This is a genomic window from Ornithinibacillus massiliensis (genome assembly GCF_018310345.1).
Classification (GTDB): domain Bacteria; phylum Bacillota; class Bacilli; order Bacillales; family Amphibacillaceae; genus Ornithinibacillus; species Ornithinibacillus massiliensis.
Genome location: NZ_JAGXBY010000001.1, coordinates 118,499 through 135,937 on the forward strand (window position 1 = coordinate 118,499; position 17,439 = coordinate 135,937).

Genomic DNA, 17,439 nt, shown 5'->3' on the forward strand with positions numbered 1-17,439 from the left:
TTATGCATAAAGTCGGCTTTTTCCGTTCGATACAGTTAAAATTAATCCTTATTTATATCTTGCTAATCTTATTAGCCATCCAGATTATCGGTTCTTATTTTACTACTTCCTTGGAAAGAGAGCTAACGTCTAACTTTAAGAGCTCCATCGATGGCAGAATCGAAGTGTTAAGCCATTATTTACAAGAAGCTTTTAACAAGGAGCGCACCGATGAAGAAGAGCCAACTATCCAAGAGGATGTCCAGGGGATTATTGGAGATATCGAAACCGATAGCTCGTGGAAAAATCTAATCGTTGTCAATAATCAAAGTAAAGTGTTGGCTACAAACAATTATAGTCAGCAGGATAAGATTGGCAAAAAAGATACGCGAGACATCATTCAAAAAGTATTACTTTTCTCCGATGAACAGGTTCAGGATAGAAAAGATTCAGATGGGAATCGTATACACGTTCAGGCAACCCCTTTATTTGATAACGAAGAAAAAATGGTCGGTGTCATTTATTTAGAAGCATCGTTACAAGACATTTATGATCAGTTATCGGAAATCAACCAAATTTTTTACCAGGGGACAATATGGGCGATATTAGTATCTGCCATACTTGGGATATTAGTGGCTAGAGCCATCACAAAGCCAGTTATGGAAATGCGTAGGCAGGCCCAAATTATGGGGAAAGGTGATTTTACGCAAAAGGTTAATGTTTATGGTACCGATGAAATCGGGCAGTTAGCCATCGCGTTTAATGATTTAAATGATCAGCTGAAACACTCCTATGCCAAGACAGAAGAAGAAACGAGGAAATTAAACTCTGTTATTGAAAATATGTCTGACGGGGTAATTGCAACTGATGAGACGGGTGCTGTAACCTTAATGAACGAGCCAGCAGGTATCCTTCTAGGGGTGAATCCAGAAGAGATATATGGCCAACGAATTATGGATGTATTAAAACTAGATGAAAAAGTAGTAGATCCATCCGAATTACCGGAAAATGGCTCCATGATCATTGACTTTAGTGAAGACGATGATATATTCCTCATTCGGGCGAACTTCTCTACGGTGACCGATGAGGATGATGACGTTACGGGCTTTATTACTGTTATTAGTGATGTTACCGAACAGGAAAAGATTGAACAAGAGCGTAGAGAGTTTGTATCGAATGTATCCCATGAGCTAAGAACACCATTAACAACGATGAAAAGCTATATGGAAGCATTAATAGATGGCGAGTGGAAAAATGAAGACATCGCGCCTAGATTCTTGGAAGTGACACAAAACGAAACAGAACGCATGATTCGAATGGTCAATGATTTATTACATCTTTCTAAGATGGATAATAAAGAGCATCAGCTGCAAAAAGAACGAACCGAGTTTATCCAGCTATTCCATCATGTTATTGATCGATTTGAAATGAATTCGCCTGAACATATTGAGATTGTTCGGGAATTACCAAATGAAAAGCTCTTTGTCTGGATCGATCAGGATAAGTTAATCCAGGTTATTGATAATATCATTTCAAATGCTATTAAGTATTCCCCTGAGGGTGGCAAAGTTACTTGCCGCGTAATTAAACAAAGACATCAAATCCTAGTGTCTATTACGGATGAAGGTATGGGAATTGCTTATGATAAGCTGGAGAAAATCTTTGAACGATTCTACCGAGTGGATAAAGCGCGTACGAGAAAGCTTGGCGGTACCGGATTAGGTCTTGCTATCTCGAAGGAATTAGTAGAAGCACACCATGGCAGAATTTGGGCGAAAAGTAAAGAAGGCAAAGGAACGACGATATTATTTACGCTCCCGCTAATGGGTAAGAAGCGGAGGAATAATTCATGAAGCTAGAAGTGATCAAAACTTATATTTTAGCTATACTAGTCGGAATTAGTCTTATTCTGTCCTATAGCCTTTGGAATTATAATCCGGATAAAGAAACGTTAGAGGAAGAACAGTTATTAGATCCTAATGAATTAGACTTAGGTGGTACGACGGAATTAAGGAACTCACTCGTGGTGCCCAGTCAAATGATTTTTAGTAAATATGAAAATAATTACTTTAGTTTTTCCAATCCAGAAGAGCGTACGAAATTATTTCAGGACATGACCTCGTGGGTTCTGTATAATTTCCGAATTAGTGAGGCAAATGGAAGGCCGAATGTAACACAGGGATATCTAGTAGAATTAATTTTCCCAGAAGCGTTACCGATGGATGTCATTCCGAACTTTTTTACCGTAAATAATCAGGATGAATTTCAGGTTCCAGACAATGAGAGTTTTGAACGGGTTTATGTCACGTTTAATGAAAGCGAGCAATCAATGACATTTAGCTTTCTTTCTGTAGATGGAAAAACACAACTACGAGCAGATGTAAATAATGCACAAAAATACGATCTATTATATAGTACCATTTCGAACTTAACCGATTTAGAAGAATATACGATGCTAGAGTCTTCGGACTACCCGATCTTTGTTCCGATAGAACCTAGTAATTTAATGAAATATGATTTAAGGATCAAAAAATTGCCTTATTCTGTATTAAAGAATGCTCTATTCTTAGATCCTTCAGCGGTAATAGAGAATATTACAGCAGATCAGACACTTTGGTATCAGGATGGTCCTAGATCGATGCAAGTATTTGATGCAGATAGTAGTATTCGTAGTATGGAGTTCATTTATGCCCAAGCAACTAGAAGTCCGATGACCGTTCTTGAAATATTAGATAAAAGTATTTCCGAAATTAACGGATTTAATGGTTGGCCAAATCATTATCAATTAGAGAATATTGACACGCTATACAATGATATTCAGTATCTGATGTACTATAAGGGATATCCAGTTTTTCACCCAGATAACGTTACGATGATTGAACAACGGTTAACGAGTACGGAGATAATAGAGCACAGGCAACCATTATTTTCGATTTCATATGTAGTAGAGGGAGAGGAATATAGAATCCCTTCTGGTAAAAAGCTAATTAATTGGTTGAAGGGTGAGGATTCCCTTTATTCATTGGGGGATATCCAAGATATTAAAATTGGGTATCGACTAAACCCTCTTTCTGATATAGCCATTAGTTTAACACCTGCTTGGTACATTAAAGTTCATGATAGGTGGCTGCAAGTAAATCTAGACGATAACCTACCTAGAAAGGAGTGAGTTAAGGATGCAATGGGGTCAAATAAAATCATTATTTATCCTTTCCTTCTTACTTCTTGATATATATTTGATCGTTTTAGTCGTGCAAAAGCAGGATGATGTAAGCTTATTGGAATCAACGTCAACAGAGGAACAAGCATTTCTGGAAATAGAAAACATAACCATTCCAGAAAATTTACCTGAATCGGTACCGAATGAGTCCTTAATGGCTACAGAGCCAAAACAATTTACCGAGGATGAAATAGCAGAAATCACCGCTAGAGAAGATCAGGATGTGGCAGTTGTCAATGATAGATTTATTATTGCCCAAATGAAAACACCTTTTGCTGTTCCAGAAAATGCTAAAGGAGAAGAAATAGAACAATTGCTTGCTAGTACGGTATACTTAGGGGATGAGTATACGTTTGATTCTTGGGATAGTGATCGGAATGTGCTGATATTCTTTCAGAAAAAGGATACTCGCACCATATACTATAATCAAAATGGCATGATCCTCGCCTTCTTAAATGATAACGATGAAATAGTTGGCTATATGCAAACCTATTTGGGAGAACTGGAAGTAATCAATGCGGAAGAGTCGGTAGTAAAACCTCTATCTGCGATTCGAGAGCTATATAATAAAAACGCATTATTTTCCAATGAAGAAGTGACAGGTTTTGAACTTGGTTACCATACATTCTTCCCTTCTGATAGTGGACGTCAAGTACTAGTTCCAACATGGAAATTTACGATCAATGAATCTCGAAGTCGTTTAGTGGACGCATTTGAGAGAAAAGTTATTCCAGTTAACCATGAATTTGTCGAAAATGTAATAAACTTAAGTATCGAGAATACTATAGCAATTGCTGGAAATGAAGATTTTAAACAGGAAATGCTAGACCTATTGTCTAGCAAATTAGAGCAATCGGAGTGAATCAACATGGCATTACGTTTTAGTGTCCTAGCATCCGGGAGTACGGGAAATGCTTTTTATATCGAATCAGATAAAGAGAAGCTGTTAGTGGATGCGGGCCTGAGCGGAAAACAAATGGACAAGCTCTTTAGCGATGTTCACGTTTCACCGTCAGACTTATCCGGGATCCTCGTCACACATGAACACAGTGATCATATTAAGGGATTAGGGATCCTAGCGAGAAAGTATAATCTACCAATCTATGCAAATGAAAAAACCTGGAAAGCGATGGAAGGCTCCATCGGTAAGCTATCGCTCGACCAGAAATTTATATTTAATAGAGAAGAAGTAAAAACATTCGGTGACATCGATGTGGAATCATTTGGCGTTTCTCATGATGCAGCAGAGCCGATGTTTTATGTCTTCCGCAATAACGGGAAAAAGGTAGCACTGGTTACCGATTTAGGATACGTATCCGAGCGAATTAAGAAAACCGTAGAAGGTGCCGACGCCTACATCTTTGAAGCAAATCACGATGTCGGCATGCTCCGCATGGGCCGTTACCCATGGAGCGTCAAACGCCGTATCCTAGGCGACTCCGGCCACGTATCGAACGAAGACTGTGGACTAGCTTTAACAGATATTATTGATAACAATACAAAGCGAATTTACCTCGCACACTTAAGTAAAGACAACAACATGAAAGACCTCGCCCGCATGTCAGTAGGAAACATCTTAGAGGAACGAGGCATAAAGATAGATTTACACGATACCGACCCAGCCGTACCAACAGCAATGTTTGAAGTTGGGTAGGATTGGGATTTGGGTTTGAGTTTGGTTTGGGAGAGCGACCGGGGGCGGGCGCTCTTTTTTTGTGTGGATGGGATGGAGGGGAGCAGTTGGTGCCCTTATTAGGTTGAGTGAGCGTTAAAAGGTAATAGAGAGAAGCTGTCAGTGCCCTTTTGTGGATGGGAGCGGGGATAAAGGTAACAGAGGAAGAGTGTCAGTGCCCTTTTTCAGTTGGGCGAGCGTCAAAAGGTAACAGAGGAGTAGTATCAGTGCCCTTTTTCGTTTGAGCGAGTCGAAAAAGGTAACAGAGGAGTGGTATCAGTGCCCTTTTTCAGTTGGTCGAGTCGAAAAAGGTAACAGAGGAAGAGTGTCAGTGCCCATTTTCGGTTGAGCGAGTTAAAAAAGGTAACAGAGAGATGGTATCAGTGACCTTATCTAGTTGAGCGAGTCGAAAAAGGTAACAGAGGAGTAGTATCAGTGCCCTTATTCGGTTGGGCGAGGATAAAAAGGTAACAGAGGGATAGTATCAGTGCCCTTATCTGGTTGGGCGAGGATAAAAAGGTAACAGAGGAAGTGTATTCCGCGTAAATATCTTCAAAATAAGCGTTATCCATACCTTCTTTCAAGCTAACGAACACAAGTAGGTAATAGATACGGGCGGTCTGAGTTCGTTCTCCTTATCTGGTGAGTTAATCTCCCTAAAGAAAAAAGTTCAAAAGGGAGTAGTGGATCCCTTTTGAACCAAGTTACTGATAGTAAGACCATCGGTTGACGTGTATTAAAGTATATTCTTTTGTTAATATTCTTCTGAGTTTTTTCTTAGAGGTGGTGATTCTGCACCAATCGTAGATAAGGGGAATGGTGATTTTTTTATTTGGGAATAGCAATCTTAACTCCTCTACACTTCGTAAAACGGCATCGTCAATGAACTCCTTGTGATTACAATTGGAACAAATACAATGTTTACCTTCAACTACCAGTTTGATCCTCCCACAGACTTTACAGCTAGCACCCTTTCTCAGCTCCTCATATTTATACTTAGGCAATTTGGAATATGGAGATTCCTTCAAATGAAGGGAAGCTAACTTTTTGGCCAGTGCAAGATGCTTCTTGGTTAGCCGGGATGAGATGGTATTAAGTTGTTTTACATGACGCTTTAGTTGTGTAGGAAAAATGATAGGTTTATCAGATGGTGCGTGATACATGGTGAACTCGGGGTTTATAAAAACAACGGAAGCATGGAGAGTGAAGTTCATTCCGAGGGTCTGGAGTAATTGTCTAAGGAGGGTTTCGGTTCTGTTGAGTTGGGTAAGTGGATTTGCGATTTCGAGTTTATTTCGGTAAATGCGGTCTGTATCGTAGTAAAAATCCCCATCGTAATTTTTGACTTCATACAAGTAAATTCTGTCGGCAATAATCAGGGTATCAATTTGAAATGTTGTATGGTTGACCTGGAGTAGTAAATCATTCAATACATAACAATCTAGATTCAGCTCTCGCGTTATGGTATCAAACATTACCTCTCCTTCATAGCCTTTTTGCAAATGGAGTAAATACTGTTTGTCCTTCTCTGATAACTCCATTCTGTTCTGCAAGATTTCCTGGACTGCTAGTTCCACTGGTTTTGTTCGTTTTTTATATTCCATATGCCACATCCTTTCTACTAAAAATCTATTATATTTCCTTGCTAAATGCAACCTCATGTTTATTCCAATCAAAACAGAACATAATAAAAACTGGAATTCGATATAAAGGAGCTATTATATGGGTTACTACGATCAACATTATCCACCGAATCCCCATCGAAGGAGAAGAAATAATTGGCTTCCTATTTTGCTCGGTGTCGCTATTGGGGTGCTAGTGATGGCGATAGCTGTTCCGAGAATCCAAGAGATGGGTCAAGAGGATAATGATCATACGAATATGGTAAACAACACGGAGGAACAGCTCGTTTCCTTAGATATTTCCACGCGCATCACGGAGGTGGTGGAGGTTGTGTCGCCTACTGTGGTTGGGATTACGAATCTACAGCATAAGGCCGACTTCTGGGAGCAACAGCAGGAGAGTGAAGCGGGAACGGGATCTGGAGTTATTTATAAAAAAGATTCCCGGTATGCGTATGTCGTAACCAACCATCATGTCATTGAGGGAGCGGATGACATTGAGGTGATGCTCAATGATGACACGGTATTACAGGCGGAGCTTTTGGGAGCGGATTTGTTCTCTGATTTAGCGGTATTACGGATAGACGGGACCAATGTAGACCGTACGATTGAACTTGGATCGACTGAGAGTCTAAAAGTTGGAGAGCCTGTCATCGCGATTGGCAATCCGTTAGGGCATATGTTTTCTGGGTCTGTGACGCAAGGGATTGTGAGCGGGACACAGCGGACGATACCACAGGATTTTAATTTAGATGGTCGGGCAGACTGGCAAGCCGAGGTTATTCAGACGGATGCAGCGATTAATCCTGGGAATAGTGGTGGTGCCTTAATTAATATGGATGCCAAGCTCATTGGAATTAACTCGATGAAAATTAACCAGGAAGCGGTTGAAGGAATAGGCTTTTCCATCCCAATTGATACGGCAAGGCCCATTATGGATGAGTTAGAAAAAACCGGACAAGTAAAGCGACCATACTTAGGAGTTGAAATTTATTCGCTTGATGAGATCCCGAGAATGGAATGGTCTGAGACGCTAAATCTTCCAAGTAAAGTGGAAGGTGGCGTGTATGTGTGGAGTGTGGAGCCGCGCTCACCTGCAGATCAAGCAGGGTTAGACCGACTGGATGTTATCACCCATCTAGATGGAAGACAAATCATGAATATGATTGATTTACGAAAAATTCTGTACCAGGAAAAAGAAGTCGGGGATGAAATTCAGGTGACGTATTACCGAGAAGGTAAGAAAATCGAAACAACGTTAACATTAGATGTACAGCGATAAGGACAGGAAAAGGGCATCTTGATTCCGAGTGAAGGAGTCAGGATGCTGTTTTATTCACAGCTAAGTATTGTGTTTCATGTGTAAAGACCCACAACTTATCCCCATTTTCAAAAAGTTATTCACAAATTATGTGTATAAATCAGGATACAATCTATATTTTGTGTCAAATGAAATCGAAAACACAAAATATCTGCGAACATTTGTGCATATGTGGATAAAAATGTGTATAACTTAGCAAAACTAAGTTGATAATCTGTTAATATCCAAATTTCCTCTAAAACTTTTTCCAGGGACATGCTTGATTAATAATAGAAGCAAAATAAGAAGTACAATATCTAGCCGAGCTTGAAAGGCAAAAGAAAGAAAACCGTCCTCCGCTATCAAGGCTAGTTTTGAGTAATAAATCGCCGCCACCATAATCACGAGCAATGGAATGCTTGCTTTTCGAACATACATCCCACCCGCTATTAATGCCCCGCAGCCTAATTCGATAATTGCTACTAAAAATAAGGTCGTTTCAGGAAATGGGACACCTAGAGAATGAAAGGTGGCTCGAAAATCAGTATTGATTAATTTCATTACCCCAGAAGTAATAAATACATAACCAACCGCATAACAAAGCCAAGTTGCCATATTTAAGTGAATTTTTATCGGAATCTCCCCCTTTACGAAATGTTACTCCCTACAATGTATGCGAAAAAGTGGACAATATTGACAAGCAATCAAATATTTCACTTCTTGAAAAATTCTAATCATAACATTTTCCTTCTTGTGAACAAAAATGTATAGTATAAAAAGAGACTGAATTGAGAAACGCTGATTCTATAGTGTTTTGTTTATGGTAGATAGGAAAGAAAAGGAATCCTTTCCGACTGCTAAGAAAAACGGACTTCTATCCCCCAGAGTGAATGGGCGTTTATCTAATAACAGAAGGAAGTGCAACAGATGTTAAGACGTTTTTTCTCTTACTATAAGCCTCATAAAAGGCTTTTTATTATTGATTTTACTTGTGCGGTATTTGTAGCTATTTTGGAATTAGCTTTTCCAATTGCCGTACAGCAGTTTATCGACAAATTACTCCCTACTGAAAATTGGGATATAATCGTGCTTGTTAGTGTATCGCTATTAGCGGTCTATTTATTAAGTACGTTTATGCAATATGTCGTGACATATTGGGGTCATAAGCTTGGTGTCAATATTGAAACCGACATGCGCCAGGATTTATTCCAGCATGTACAAAGACAATCGTTCCGTTTTTTTGATAATACGAAAACAGGACATGTCATGAGTAGAATCACTAATGACCTTTTTGATATTGGGGAATTTGCTCACCATGGACCAGAGGATTTATTTATCGCATTTATGACCTTTATTGGTGCATTTACCTTAATGTTCAATATTAATTTCCATTTATCGGTTATCATCTTGATTATCGTTCCGATTCTCATTTGGTTAATTACATATAGTAATATCAAAATGAATCAGGCTTGGAAATCCATGTATGAAGAGATTGCAGAGGTAAACGGCCGCGTGGAAGACTCTGTTTCCGGTGTACGTGTTGTCCAATCATTTACAAATGAAGATTACGAAATGAGCCGTTTCACAAAAGATAATTACAACTTTAGAAAAGCAAAGGTTGGCGCTTATAAAATCATGGCATTTGTTCATTCCAACATTTACATGATGATGCGGTTAATTGTCTTAGTTGTTTTAGTTTACGGTGCATGGCTAACCTTTAACAACTATATGTCGTATGGGGAATTAGTAAGTTTTATTTTATTTACGAATGTATTGTTTAACCCAATCAACAAAATTAGTGCCTTACTTGAAATGTATCCAAAAGGAATGGCAGGATTCAAACGATTTATTGATATTCTTGATACAGAGCCGGATGTGCAGGACAGACCAAATGCTAAGCCAGTGAAAAACTTAAAAGGCTATATCTCTTTCCATAAGGTCACCTTTGGCTATGAGAAAACCCAAGGCCCGGTAATAAAAGCAATGAATTTTCATATTAATGCAGGAGAGACGGTAGCTTTTGTTGGTCCATCTGGCGCAGGAAAAACAACGATTTCTTCCTTAATTCCACGTTTTTATGATGTGGATAGTGGGCAAATTACGATTGATGGCATAGATATTCGCGACATGACAAAGCGCTCTTTACGTGAGCATATTGGGATTGTGCAGCAGGATGTATTCCTCTTTACTGGTACACTGCGTGAGAATATCGCCTATGGTAAGTTAGACGCAACAGAAGAGGAAATTCGTGAAGCAGCGAGACGAGCACACTTAGAAGAATTCATAAATGAACTACCAGATGGGTATGATACTCAAGTTGGAGAGCGTGGACTGAAGTTATCTGGTGGTCAGAAGCAGCGGATTGCAATTGCTCGGATGTTCTTAAAGAATCCACCAATTCTAATTCTGGATGAAGCAACGTCCGCATTAGATACGGAAACAGAAATGATTATTCAACAAGCATTAAATGATTTAGCCAAAGATAGAACGACACTAGTTATTGCCCATCGACTTGCGACCATTCGCAATGCAGATCGCATTATGGTCGTGACGAAAAAAGGAATCGAAGAAGAAGGAACACATGATGAATTAGTGAAACGAAATGGTGTCTTTGCTAATTTGCATAAAGTACAAATGCATTAAAGGGATGAGAAGATTTGCTACGGAAAACGGGCAAATCTTCTTTTTTTACAAGATAAGAAAGTAGAAAATCAAAGCGGTCTAGCTCCGGGCACTTGCGACTAGCGAGACTTTCCCCACCTCTGCACAATAAGTCAACATCAGTTTCTCCAGTCGCCTCGTATCCTTTATCGCTACAGCTAAGTCTAGTTCGTGCGTCGCAAAATAGTCGCGCTAAGCTTTTTCCATGCCCCGAGGGAATCAGAGAAATACTATCAAATTAGTACCAAACCATTCTCTAATCGTTTAGACTAGTAGTAGATGGAATTTCTTTACGGAATAGGAGGTTGTCATATGGTAGTTGAAAATAACAGATCGACTAAGTTTACGGTGTTAGCCACGTTCTTTAATTGTTTACTTTTTATTGTATCAGTAGTAGGTATCATCTATGTGGCCTTTCTAGAAAATCAGGATGTTAATAAATCACTCTTTTACATTACTTTCGGATTGTTGACGTTGAGCTTTGGAGGCCGATTCATTTTAAACATCTTATCACTAAGAAAAGGATAACGTGTAGAAATCCCAGGGGATCATATTAGCTTCTAGGTACTAGTAAAGTATGTCCTGTCTACTGCACTAGTACCTTAGGTTACAGGTGTTCCATTGCGATAAACCTCTAAAGGAGATGCTCGACACTTAGTCATAATCCCTATTTTGAAGCCGTAACAAATCCTAAAACAGCCTTCTTAAATTCTTCTGGACAATCAAGATATGGATGATGCCCACTATCTAATGGTTGATAAGTCGCATCTTTAAAATCAAACCCCTCTTGATGGACCGGTCCAATCGCATGATCATATTTCCCCGATAATACTAGTACAGGTTTAGTTATTAGTGGGGTAAGCTTTTTAAAGTCTTGAAAATACTCCTCAGAAGAAAAGATATGCTGCTGAAAATCTGGTTGGGTGTCTAATTGAGCATCTATTTCATCCAATTTTTCCTTATCCGCGATAGACCTATATTGGAGTTTATAAAATAGATTCTTCTCCATTAATTGCATGACGGTGGAAAAGAACGTATCTACTAAATCGTGGATACGATATTCCTCGATATCAATGCTGTCATGCTCTAGTCCAAGTAGCTCCCGTCCTTTCTGAATCTGATGTGCAAAGGATTCCTTCATATGTAATGTCCCATTGGAAAGGATGATTCCTTTCACAGCATTAGGGTATTTCAGCGCATAGTTCATGGCGAGCAATGCTCCAAAGGAATGCCCCATCACATACCATTCTTTTATTTGTAGCTTCAATCGGACCTCTTCCAAATCCAGGAGTAGCCGGTCTAATGTGTAATCCCCATTCTCTGCTAAATCAGACCGTCCGCACCCTCGTTGATCTAAATAGACTAGATTTAGATCCTTATGTAGTAAATCCCCTGCAAGATGCTGAAAGGATTTACTCCAATATCCAGGCCCGCCATGAAGATATAGACATGGTATCCCAGTTCCTTCTAGTTCAACATGTAAATTTACGCCATCACTCATTTTTATCATCATCATGTTGCTCTTTCCTCCTAAAATAATCCTCGAAAAATCACATTGGCCGATACTGGCTTCAGATTTAGCTCTCTAGCCCAGATCGATAGTTGGCCGATATGATGAATTTCATGTGCAATAATATGATGGAGAATTTCATGACGCGTAAAACTACCTTCCATCCAAGGCGCTGTAACACGTTCATTAGAGATTGCCTCATTGGATTGTAAAAAGCCCTTTATTTCATCACGACATTGGTGAGATAACTCTCTAACCTGATGGACTTCCCCGTAGCTGCTGAAATCCAACGGGATATCCTCCTTTTGTTGCATCGCACGGACCCAGCTATATTCCACATCGATAATATGTAATAACGTATGGAGGATATTGTGATGTCCCCCAATTCGTTCTTTTAAAAGTTCTTCTTTAGCGAGTTGTTCACACCAGGTAAACCACTCATCCCGAACCTGCCAATTATATTGAAAAAATGTATACATTAGCTTAACTTCCTTTCCATTCTGATTCGACAACGTATGTCGATATTTCCCGGGAAATGGGAATGCTATATTCCTTCTAACATCTCATCTAACTCCAGAAGATGCTCGGAAAGCCAGATCATTTCCTGTGTAAATCGTTTTGGTGGACCTTGACGAACATCCATATTTGCATCCAACCACCATTCACTCTCTAAGTACCAGACTAATATTAAGGCATCCGTAATAAATCGAACTCCAGTTGGATAGAAGTGGCCATACCCTTGGACAAAGGCTTTAACGCCATCGATACGAAGCGAATCGTCATCCAATGCCCCAGAGAGAACAGCCCGTCCGACATCCAATAGAAGATGGTCAACGTCCATTCGGTCAAAATCAAGTATTGCTGACAGATGACTATCTTGGAACAACAGATTATCCACCCATAAATCGCGGTGACACCAGCCTATATAATCAAGCTGAAGCTGATCCAATGGAAAAGCTTCCGTCAACTTCAATTGTTTCTCTATGATCGGTAACAGCGCTAGTTTCTTTGCTTGATCAATTTCTTCATATACCTTATTCCAATAGGTAATCCGTTCTTCTTTAGTAGGGGGGAGGAAAACGGGTTTTGCTTTAGTAGGTAAACTCCCATCATTTAATAAGGAATGCATTTTACCTGTGTAAAAGCCTAAATAGTACATTTGCTCATCGGTTAACTTGCCAGGTGAAGCTAACTGACCAGCACAGAATTTCATCATGATAAATTGTTCGCCACTTGATGATTGGAAGAAGACCTCATCCTGATTCGAAACTATTTCAGGGCAGGGAAAGCCAAGGTGATGGAGACGGTTTTGCTGGGTGAAAATTTGTTTGAGCTGCGGGATCGAATACTTTTTCAATCGGTCTTTGTTATACTGCTTGAGTAGAAACTCCCCTTGATCCGTGTAGACTTTCCATTTTAAATTTAACCAACCTCGTTTAATCGGTTCAGCCTGGAAGAAGTCCATATGAAACCGGGAGCGGACGGTATCCAGTATTTCTTCTAGTAACGCATCTTCGGATAGGATATTTTTCATGGGAAACACCACTTTTCAGAAATTTTCTATTATTAATTATAAACTAGTCCTGAAACAAAAACAAGAACATATATTCGTAAAACCGAAAAAGCCAGTGACCCATATCAGGTCCTGGCTCTACTTTAATTGATATTGAATTAGTTGGGTTTCCGCACCTAAATAGCTATCCGTACCAATTCTACTAATTTCTTTAAACCCTAGTCGCTCCAGCATTTTGCGAGAACGGGTATTGGATTCGTGGGATTCTGCATAAAACGTCGTAATCCCGAAGTTCTCAGAACCATAATCGATCATCTTCCTACAGGCATGATACCCGAGTCCCTTTCCCCATAAACGACGCTCTCCGATAGCAATTCCTAATTCCGCCGCATTGTCCGCTATTTCTGCCAAATCTGCGTAACCAATGAGCTGGTCCTGCCACGTCACCCCTAGGCGAACAAATTTATTCGTATTCCCGTCCACACATTGCCTCCACCACTGATATAATTCCTCTGGATCCCGGTGAAGCGCCCATCCATTATAAGAGCAAAATATATCATCCCTACTCCAGCGAAGGACCGCGTCGTAATCAGCTAAAGCGAGTGGGCGTAATTTTAATTCCGTCATAGAAAAGCCCCCATATCGTTAATTACCAGACTGACGGTCATAGTTTCGTAGCATCATAGCGGTAGACTTTTGCATCCCAAATCGCTCATAATAAGGGACTAGGTCATCGTCACATGCCAAATCAATCATATAAAGATGGTTTAAATCTCTTAGCATGTGCTCCACCAATTTGGTGCCAATCCCCTTCGCCTTGTATGCAGGTAGAACTTCAAGAAGCGGAATATAAGCGGAAAGAACGCCATCACTAATGGCGGTAATAAAACCAACCACCTGATTTTGCTCCTCATCAATTGCCATCACGACATGACTACTTTTTTCTAACAAGCTTAAATGGGTCTTCGGATTAGGCGGTTTGGGCCAGTCTACAAAGAACCCCTGCAACATTTCTTCTGTTATTCCTTCTAGGGAATTAGTATATTTCATAGGATTCACTCCAATATGTTAAGCCTTCGTTATTTGTTTTAAATGATCGATTTGATTATAATCCTGGATTACCCAGTTATTATCCTGCCAATAAATCGTGGAGATGCTCGTATTCTCAATTTTTCTTCCGGAAAGATTGATTTCCGTCTCGGAAAGATTGGATAGAATACGATAAATAACAGCACCATGGGCAACTAACAATACCCGTTTATTCGGATGCTTTTGGCGAACCTTTTCCAAGCCATTCATTACTCTCGTGGAGAAAGCTTCTAATTCCTCTTGATTCGGATACTCATGATCAGGATAAAGCTCATTACGCTCGTCAAATGTTAGTCCCTCAGCATCACCGAAATGACGTTCCGCAAAATCTTCCATCACTTCAAAAGGAAGTTCTAAGTACTGATTGATGATCTCTGCCGTTCGCTTTGCTCGTTGTAATTGACTAGAAATCACTACATCATAATCTTCCGGCTTCAGTGCAGCACCACAAAGTGTTGCCTGCTGTTCACCTTTATCATTTAGCGGTATGTCTGTTTGACCTTGCATTCTTTTTTCCGCATTCCAATTCGTTTCCCCATGTCGTACTAGATATATAGTTGTCACCCTATTTCCTCCGTCTCTATTTATTTCTCGATTGATACGATAGCATCGATAAAGGAATCAATACTCCCATTATGATGCTGAATACCCTCTACATAGTAGAAGGTCGTAGCTGTAGCCGGGTCTATTTTTTTCCTGGAATACAGATGAATCTGCTTCTGCATGCCAAGTGCTATCCCAAGCTCCGTGTGTGTACCCTTTCCTCCTGGAAGAAGCACCAACACAACATCACTTTCCATAACTGCTTTCCATTCAGCAGTACCAATATCGCGCAACTTAGTTTCAGTTGTTGCCCGTTCATTTTTCGTCCAGTCATATGTCTGATGATGCCCCGCCTGTAAGAGACGATCGCGAACATATTGAACTAGCTTTCTATTTTCCAATCCAGATGCAAGGTAAAACTTCATACTAATTTCTCCTTAATAGTCCCATTCCGATGCAAGCATCCCGTATAGGACGAGGTCTACATAATGGTCATATAACCATTCCCCTTGGCGAATCCTTCCTTCAATTTGGAAGCCTAATCGCTCGGGTATTGCCCGGCTTTTGACATTTTCAAAGCCTGCTCGTATTTCAATTCGATTTAAGTTTAGCTGGTTAAAGCCATAATCGATCATAGCCGTCACCGATCTCGTCATAATCCCGTATCCTTGGAAAGGACTCCCTAGCCAGTAGCCAATAATGCCAATACGGTTCACCCAGTCAATGGTATTAAAGCCAACCATCCCAGCAAGTCGCCCACGGTAAAATATCCCTACTATTAATCCACTTCGTTCCTCAAATATAGCCCAATTCGCTTCGATAAATTGTATCGAATGATGAATCGTAGTCGTGCTATCGATCCACCCTAGCCATTCTCGTAATTCATCACGAGAATAATTAATTAAATGCAACAGTTCTTCGGCATTACGCTTATCTAATAACCCTAAGGTAATTTCACCATCCACATCAAATGAAAACAAGCTATCCTCTCCCGTGCATTTATAGTTAATCTTATCATATGTATAGATAACTAACATTAGAAAAATTCTGTATAGACAAACAAAAGTGGTGAGAAATTGTTATAATAGTAGTATGTATTTTCAGATAAAGGGAAGTAAATGTATGAGTCCTATTGAGTAGACTACCTTGGGCGAATGAAAAAATAAATAGAAGAGTAGGTGATGTTTTGAAAAAAGTTACATTAGTTCCCCATAACGTAAAGTTCGCAAGCGCTATGTCCACTTTGTCTTCCTCTCCCCATGTAAGAGACGCATTGGGGCTAAGTATGGAACAAACATCACTAGAAGGTACTAAGGCTTTTATCGAATTCGTCATAGACCAAGAAAAATTAGGAAAGCAGTATTCTCGATGTATGGTGAATGAAGACAATGAACTTATTGGGGTCATTACGTTAAAGGACATCGATATCGCCAATAAAACGTGCCATATCGGTACATGGATTGGATATCCATTTTGGGGAAAGGGATACAACGAACTAGCAAAAGCTGCCATATTACAGGATGCATTTACTAAATTAGGACTAGATTATGTATTTGCTGGTGCAAAGGTATCAAATATAAGATCCCAGAAGGCTCAAGAAAAACTACCCTATCTAACCTTACATGTAGAAGACGAGTTTCCAATAGAACATAAAGCGTTAGAATCCGCAGTAAATGCTCCATGTGTTTTACATGTGATAAAGAAAAATGATTTTTTAAACTGGTATAAGAACAGCAAAATAGAAAGAGGGGTTCCCGTGAAAATTAGAAAAGCAGTAATTTCAGATGCAGCAGGTATTGCCAAAGTCCATGTTGATAGTTGGAGAACAACCTATCGAAAAATTCTCCCGGAGTCATTCTTGAATAATTTATCCTATGAAAAGCGCACAGAACTATGGAAGAATAATATTGCTCGAGAAGATAATTATGTATTGGTAGCGGAAACGGATAAAGGAGAAATTGTTGGATTTGCAGATTGTGGGAAGAGAGAGGACAATCAAGTACCGAATTCTGGAGACATTACTTCGATTTACTTGCTAGAAGAATACCAAGGAAAAGGAATTGGAATCAAACTACTTACCCAGCTTTTCCAGCATTTACAGCAACTAGGCTATAAGAAAGTGTTTGTGGAAGTGTTAGAGGCAAACAGCAGCCGTTATTTTTATGAACGCTACGGCGCAACGCTAGCGAAAACGGAGAAAATTAAAATGGCAGGAGTAGAATTGAATCTATTAACCTATGAATGGAATGATCTAGGGAAGGTTCTTGCGTAGAGGGATAGCATTATGTACTTATATGAGGAGTTTTTGAGGGTTACAAAGGTGTTAATTA

The 17,439-nt window shown here is 39.7% G+C and carries 18 protein-coding genes; 8 read left to right on the plus strand and 10 right to left on the minus strand.

Annotated elements, in window-relative coordinates:
• Window positions 1-2 precede the first annotated feature (2 nt).
• Genes walK through KGF86_RS00630 form a run of 4 tightly spaced genes read left to right on the plus strand, consistent with a single transcriptional unit; the run spans window position 3 to window position 4,853 of the window.
• Window positions 3-1,832, plus strand: a complete 1,830-nt coding sequence (walK, locus tag KGF86_RS00615; RefSeq protein WP_211740816.1) for a cell wall metabolism sensor histidine kinase WalK — start codon at window positions 3-5, stop codon at window positions 1,830-1,832.
• Window positions 1,829-3,148: a YycH family regulatory protein gene (locus KGF86_RS00620; RefSeq protein ID WP_211740817.1), complete on the plus strand. Its 1,320-nt coding sequence runs from the start codon at window positions 1,829-1,831 to the stop codon at window positions 3,146-3,148. Before walK ends, KGF86_RS00620 begins: the two co-directional genes overlap by 4 nt.
• A gap of 7 nt (window positions 3,149-3,155) precedes the next feature.
• A complete protein-coding gene (locus KGF86_RS00625) occupies window positions 3,156-4,061 on the plus strand; it encodes a two-component system regulatory protein YycI (RefSeq protein ID WP_211740818.1) in 906 nt (301 codons plus the stop codon).
• A gap of 6 nt (window positions 4,062-4,067) precedes the next feature.
• Complete coding sequence (locus KGF86_RS00630; RefSeq protein WP_211740819.1) at window positions 4,068-4,853, plus strand: MBL fold metallo-hydrolase; 786 nt, start codon at window positions 4,068-4,070, stop codon at window positions 4,851-4,853.
• Window positions 4,854-5,575: 722 nt separating this feature from the next.
• Here the strand turns inward: KGF86_RS00630 and KGF86_RS00635 are convergent.
• Window positions 5,576-6,475 carry a nuclease-related domain-containing protein gene (locus KGF86_RS00635; protein ID WP_211740820.1) on the minus strand — a complete coding sequence of 300 codons (900 nt, stop codon included), beginning with the start codon at window positions 6,473-6,475 and terminating at the stop codon, window positions 5,576-5,578.
• A gap of 118 nt (window positions 6,476-6,593) precedes the next feature.
• On the opposite strand from KGF86_RS00635, the gene KGF86_RS00640 reads away from it, so the two are divergent.
• Window positions 6,594-7,775 carry a S1C family serine protease gene (locus KGF86_RS00640; RefSeq protein WP_211740821.1) on the plus strand — a complete coding sequence of 394 codons (1,182 nt, stop codon included), beginning with the start codon at window positions 6,594-6,596 and terminating at the stop codon, window positions 7,773-7,775.
• Between the two features lie 240 nt (window positions 7,776-8,015).
• Here the strand turns inward: KGF86_RS00640 and KGF86_RS00645 are convergent, their stop codons facing one another.
• On the minus strand, window positions 8,016-8,408 hold the full coding sequence (locus KGF86_RS00645) for a DoxX family protein (protein WP_211740822.1): 393 nt from the start codon (window positions 8,406-8,408) through the stop codon (window positions 8,016-8,018).
• A 312-nt stretch (window positions 8,409-8,720) separates the two neighbouring features.
• Between KGF86_RS00645 and KGF86_RS00650 the strand changes: the two genes are divergently transcribed.
• Complete coding sequence (locus KGF86_RS00650; RefSeq protein ID WP_211740823.1) at window positions 8,721-10,436, plus strand: ABC transporter ATP-binding protein; 1,716 nt, start codon at window positions 8,721-8,723, stop codon at window positions 10,434-10,436.
• A 330-nt stretch (window positions 10,437-10,766) separates the two neighbouring features.
• Window positions 10,767-10,982: a hypothetical protein gene (locus tag KGF86_RS00655; protein ID WP_211740824.1), complete on the plus strand. Its 216-nt coding sequence runs from the start codon at window positions 10,767-10,769 to the stop codon at window positions 10,980-10,982.
• A 139-nt stretch (window positions 10,983-11,121) separates the two neighbouring features.
• On the opposite strand, the gene KGF86_RS00660 is transcribed toward KGF86_RS00655, so the two are convergent.
• The 8 genes from KGF86_RS00660 to KGF86_RS00695 form a co-directional block, all read right to left on the minus strand.
• Window positions 11,122-11,970 carry an alpha/beta fold hydrolase gene (locus KGF86_RS00660; RefSeq protein ID WP_246521244.1) on the minus strand — a complete coding sequence of 283 codons (849 nt, stop codon included), beginning with the start codon at window positions 11,968-11,970 and terminating at the stop codon, window positions 11,122-11,124.
• A 14-nt stretch (window positions 11,971-11,984) separates the two neighbouring features.
• Complete coding sequence (locus KGF86_RS00665; protein ID WP_186871187.1) at window positions 11,985-12,443, minus strand: DinB family protein; 459 nt, start codon at window positions 12,441-12,443, stop codon at window positions 11,985-11,987.
• A 65-nt stretch (window positions 12,444-12,508) separates the two neighbouring features.
• Complete coding sequence (locus KGF86_RS00670; protein ID WP_211740825.1) at window positions 12,509-13,498, minus strand: phosphotransferase; 990 nt, start codon at window positions 13,496-13,498, stop codon at window positions 12,509-12,511.
• 117 nt (window positions 13,499-13,615) lie between these two features.
• Window positions 13,616-14,104 carry a GNAT family N-acetyltransferase gene (locus KGF86_RS00675; RefSeq protein WP_211740826.1) on the minus strand — a complete coding sequence of 163 codons (489 nt, stop codon included), beginning with the start codon at window positions 14,102-14,104 and terminating at the stop codon, window positions 13,616-13,618.
• A gap of 18 nt (window positions 14,105-14,122) precedes the next feature.
• Window positions 14,123-14,527, minus strand: coding sequence for a GNAT family N-acetyltransferase (locus KGF86_RS00680; protein ID WP_211740827.1), 405 nt, complete (start codon window positions 14,525-14,527; stop codon window positions 14,123-14,125).
• A gap of 18 nt (window positions 14,528-14,545) precedes the next feature.
• Window positions 14,546-15,130, minus strand: coding sequence for a histidine phosphatase family protein (locus KGF86_RS00685; RefSeq protein ID WP_211740828.1), 585 nt, complete (start codon window positions 15,128-15,130; stop codon window positions 14,546-14,548).
• A 20-nt stretch (window positions 15,131-15,150) separates the two neighbouring features.
• Window positions 15,151-15,534, minus strand: coding sequence for a nucleoside 2-deoxyribosyltransferase (locus KGF86_RS00690; protein WP_211740829.1), 384 nt, complete (start codon window positions 15,532-15,534; stop codon window positions 15,151-15,153).
• A 12-nt stretch (window positions 15,535-15,546) separates the two neighbouring features.
• Window positions 15,547-16,089 carry a GNAT family N-acetyltransferase gene (locus tag KGF86_RS00695; RefSeq protein WP_186871181.1) on the minus strand — a complete coding sequence of 181 codons (543 nt, stop codon included), beginning with the start codon at window positions 16,087-16,089 and terminating at the stop codon, window positions 15,547-15,549.
• Window positions 16,090-16,343: 254 nt separating this feature from the next.
• Here KGF86_RS00695 and KGF86_RS19540 point away from each other — a divergent pair, with 254 nt between their 5' ends.
• The gene (locus tag KGF86_RS19540) at window positions 16,344-17,381 is read left to right on the plus strand and encodes a GNAT family N-acetyltransferase (RefSeq protein ID WP_485020536.1); all 1,038 of its coding nucleotides are present in this window, start codon (window positions 16,344-16,346) and stop codon (window positions 17,379-17,381) included.
• The last annotated feature ends 58 nt before the right edge of the window (window positions 17,382-17,439 follow it).

Bases quoted from the DNA above. Each gene is read 5' to 3' on its own strand.
- walK (WP_211740816.1), top strand. From the start codon at position 3: ATGCATAAAGTCGGCTTTTTCCGTTCGATACAGTTAAAATTAATCCTT.
- KGF86_RS00620 (WP_211740817.1), top strand. From the start codon at position 1,829: ATGAAGCTAGAAGTGATCAAAACTTATATTTTAGCTATACTAGTCGGA.
- KGF86_RS00625 (WP_211740818.1), top strand. From the start codon at position 3,156: ATGCAATGGGGTCAAATAAAATCATTATTTATCCTTTCCTTCTTACTT.
- KGF86_RS00630 (WP_211740819.1), top strand. From the start codon at position 4,068: ATGGCATTACGTTTTAGTGTCCTAGCATCCGGGAGTACGGGAAATGCT.
- KGF86_RS00635 (WP_211740820.1), bottom strand. From the start codon at position 6,475: ATGGAATATAAAAAACGAACAAAACCAGTGGAACTAGCAGTCCAGGAA.
- KGF86_RS00640 (WP_211740821.1), top strand. From the start codon at position 6,594: ATGGGTTACTACGATCAACATTATCCACCGAATCCCCATCGAAGGAGA.
- KGF86_RS00645 (WP_211740822.1), bottom strand. From the start codon at position 8,408: ATGGCAACTTGGCTTTGTTATGCGGTTGGTTATGTATTTATTACTTCT.
- KGF86_RS00650 (WP_211740823.1), top strand. From the start codon at position 8,721: ATGTTAAGACGTTTTTTCTCTTACTATAAGCCTCATAAAAGGCTTTTT.
- KGF86_RS00655 (WP_211740824.1), top strand. From the start codon at position 10,767: ATGGTAGTTGAAAATAACAGATCGACTAAGTTTACGGTGTTAGCCACG.
- KGF86_RS00660 (WP_246521244.1), bottom strand. From the start codon at position 11,970: ATGATGATGATAAAAATGAGTGATGGCGTAAATTTACATGTTGAACTA.
- KGF86_RS00665 (WP_186871187.1), bottom strand. From the start codon at position 12,443: ATGTATACATTTTTTCAATATAATTGGCAGGTTCGGGATGAGTGGTTT.
- KGF86_RS00670 (WP_211740825.1), bottom strand. From the start codon at position 13,498: ATGAAAAATATCCTATCCGAAGATGCGTTACTAGAAGAAATACTGGAT.
- KGF86_RS00675 (WP_211740826.1), bottom strand. From the start codon at position 14,104: ATGACGGAATTAAAATTACGCCCACTCGCTTTAGCTGATTACGACGCG.
- KGF86_RS00680 (WP_211740827.1), bottom strand. From the start codon at position 14,527: ATGAAATATACTAATTCCCTAGAAGGAATAACAGAAGAAATGTTGCAG.
- KGF86_RS00690 (WP_211740829.1), bottom strand. From the start codon at position 15,534: ATGAAGTTTTACCTTGCATCTGGATTGGAAAATAGAAAGCTAGTTCAA.
- KGF86_RS19540 (WP_485020536.1), top strand. From the start codon at position 16,344: ATGTCCACTTTGTCTTCCTCTCCCCATGTAAGAGACGCATTGGGGCTA.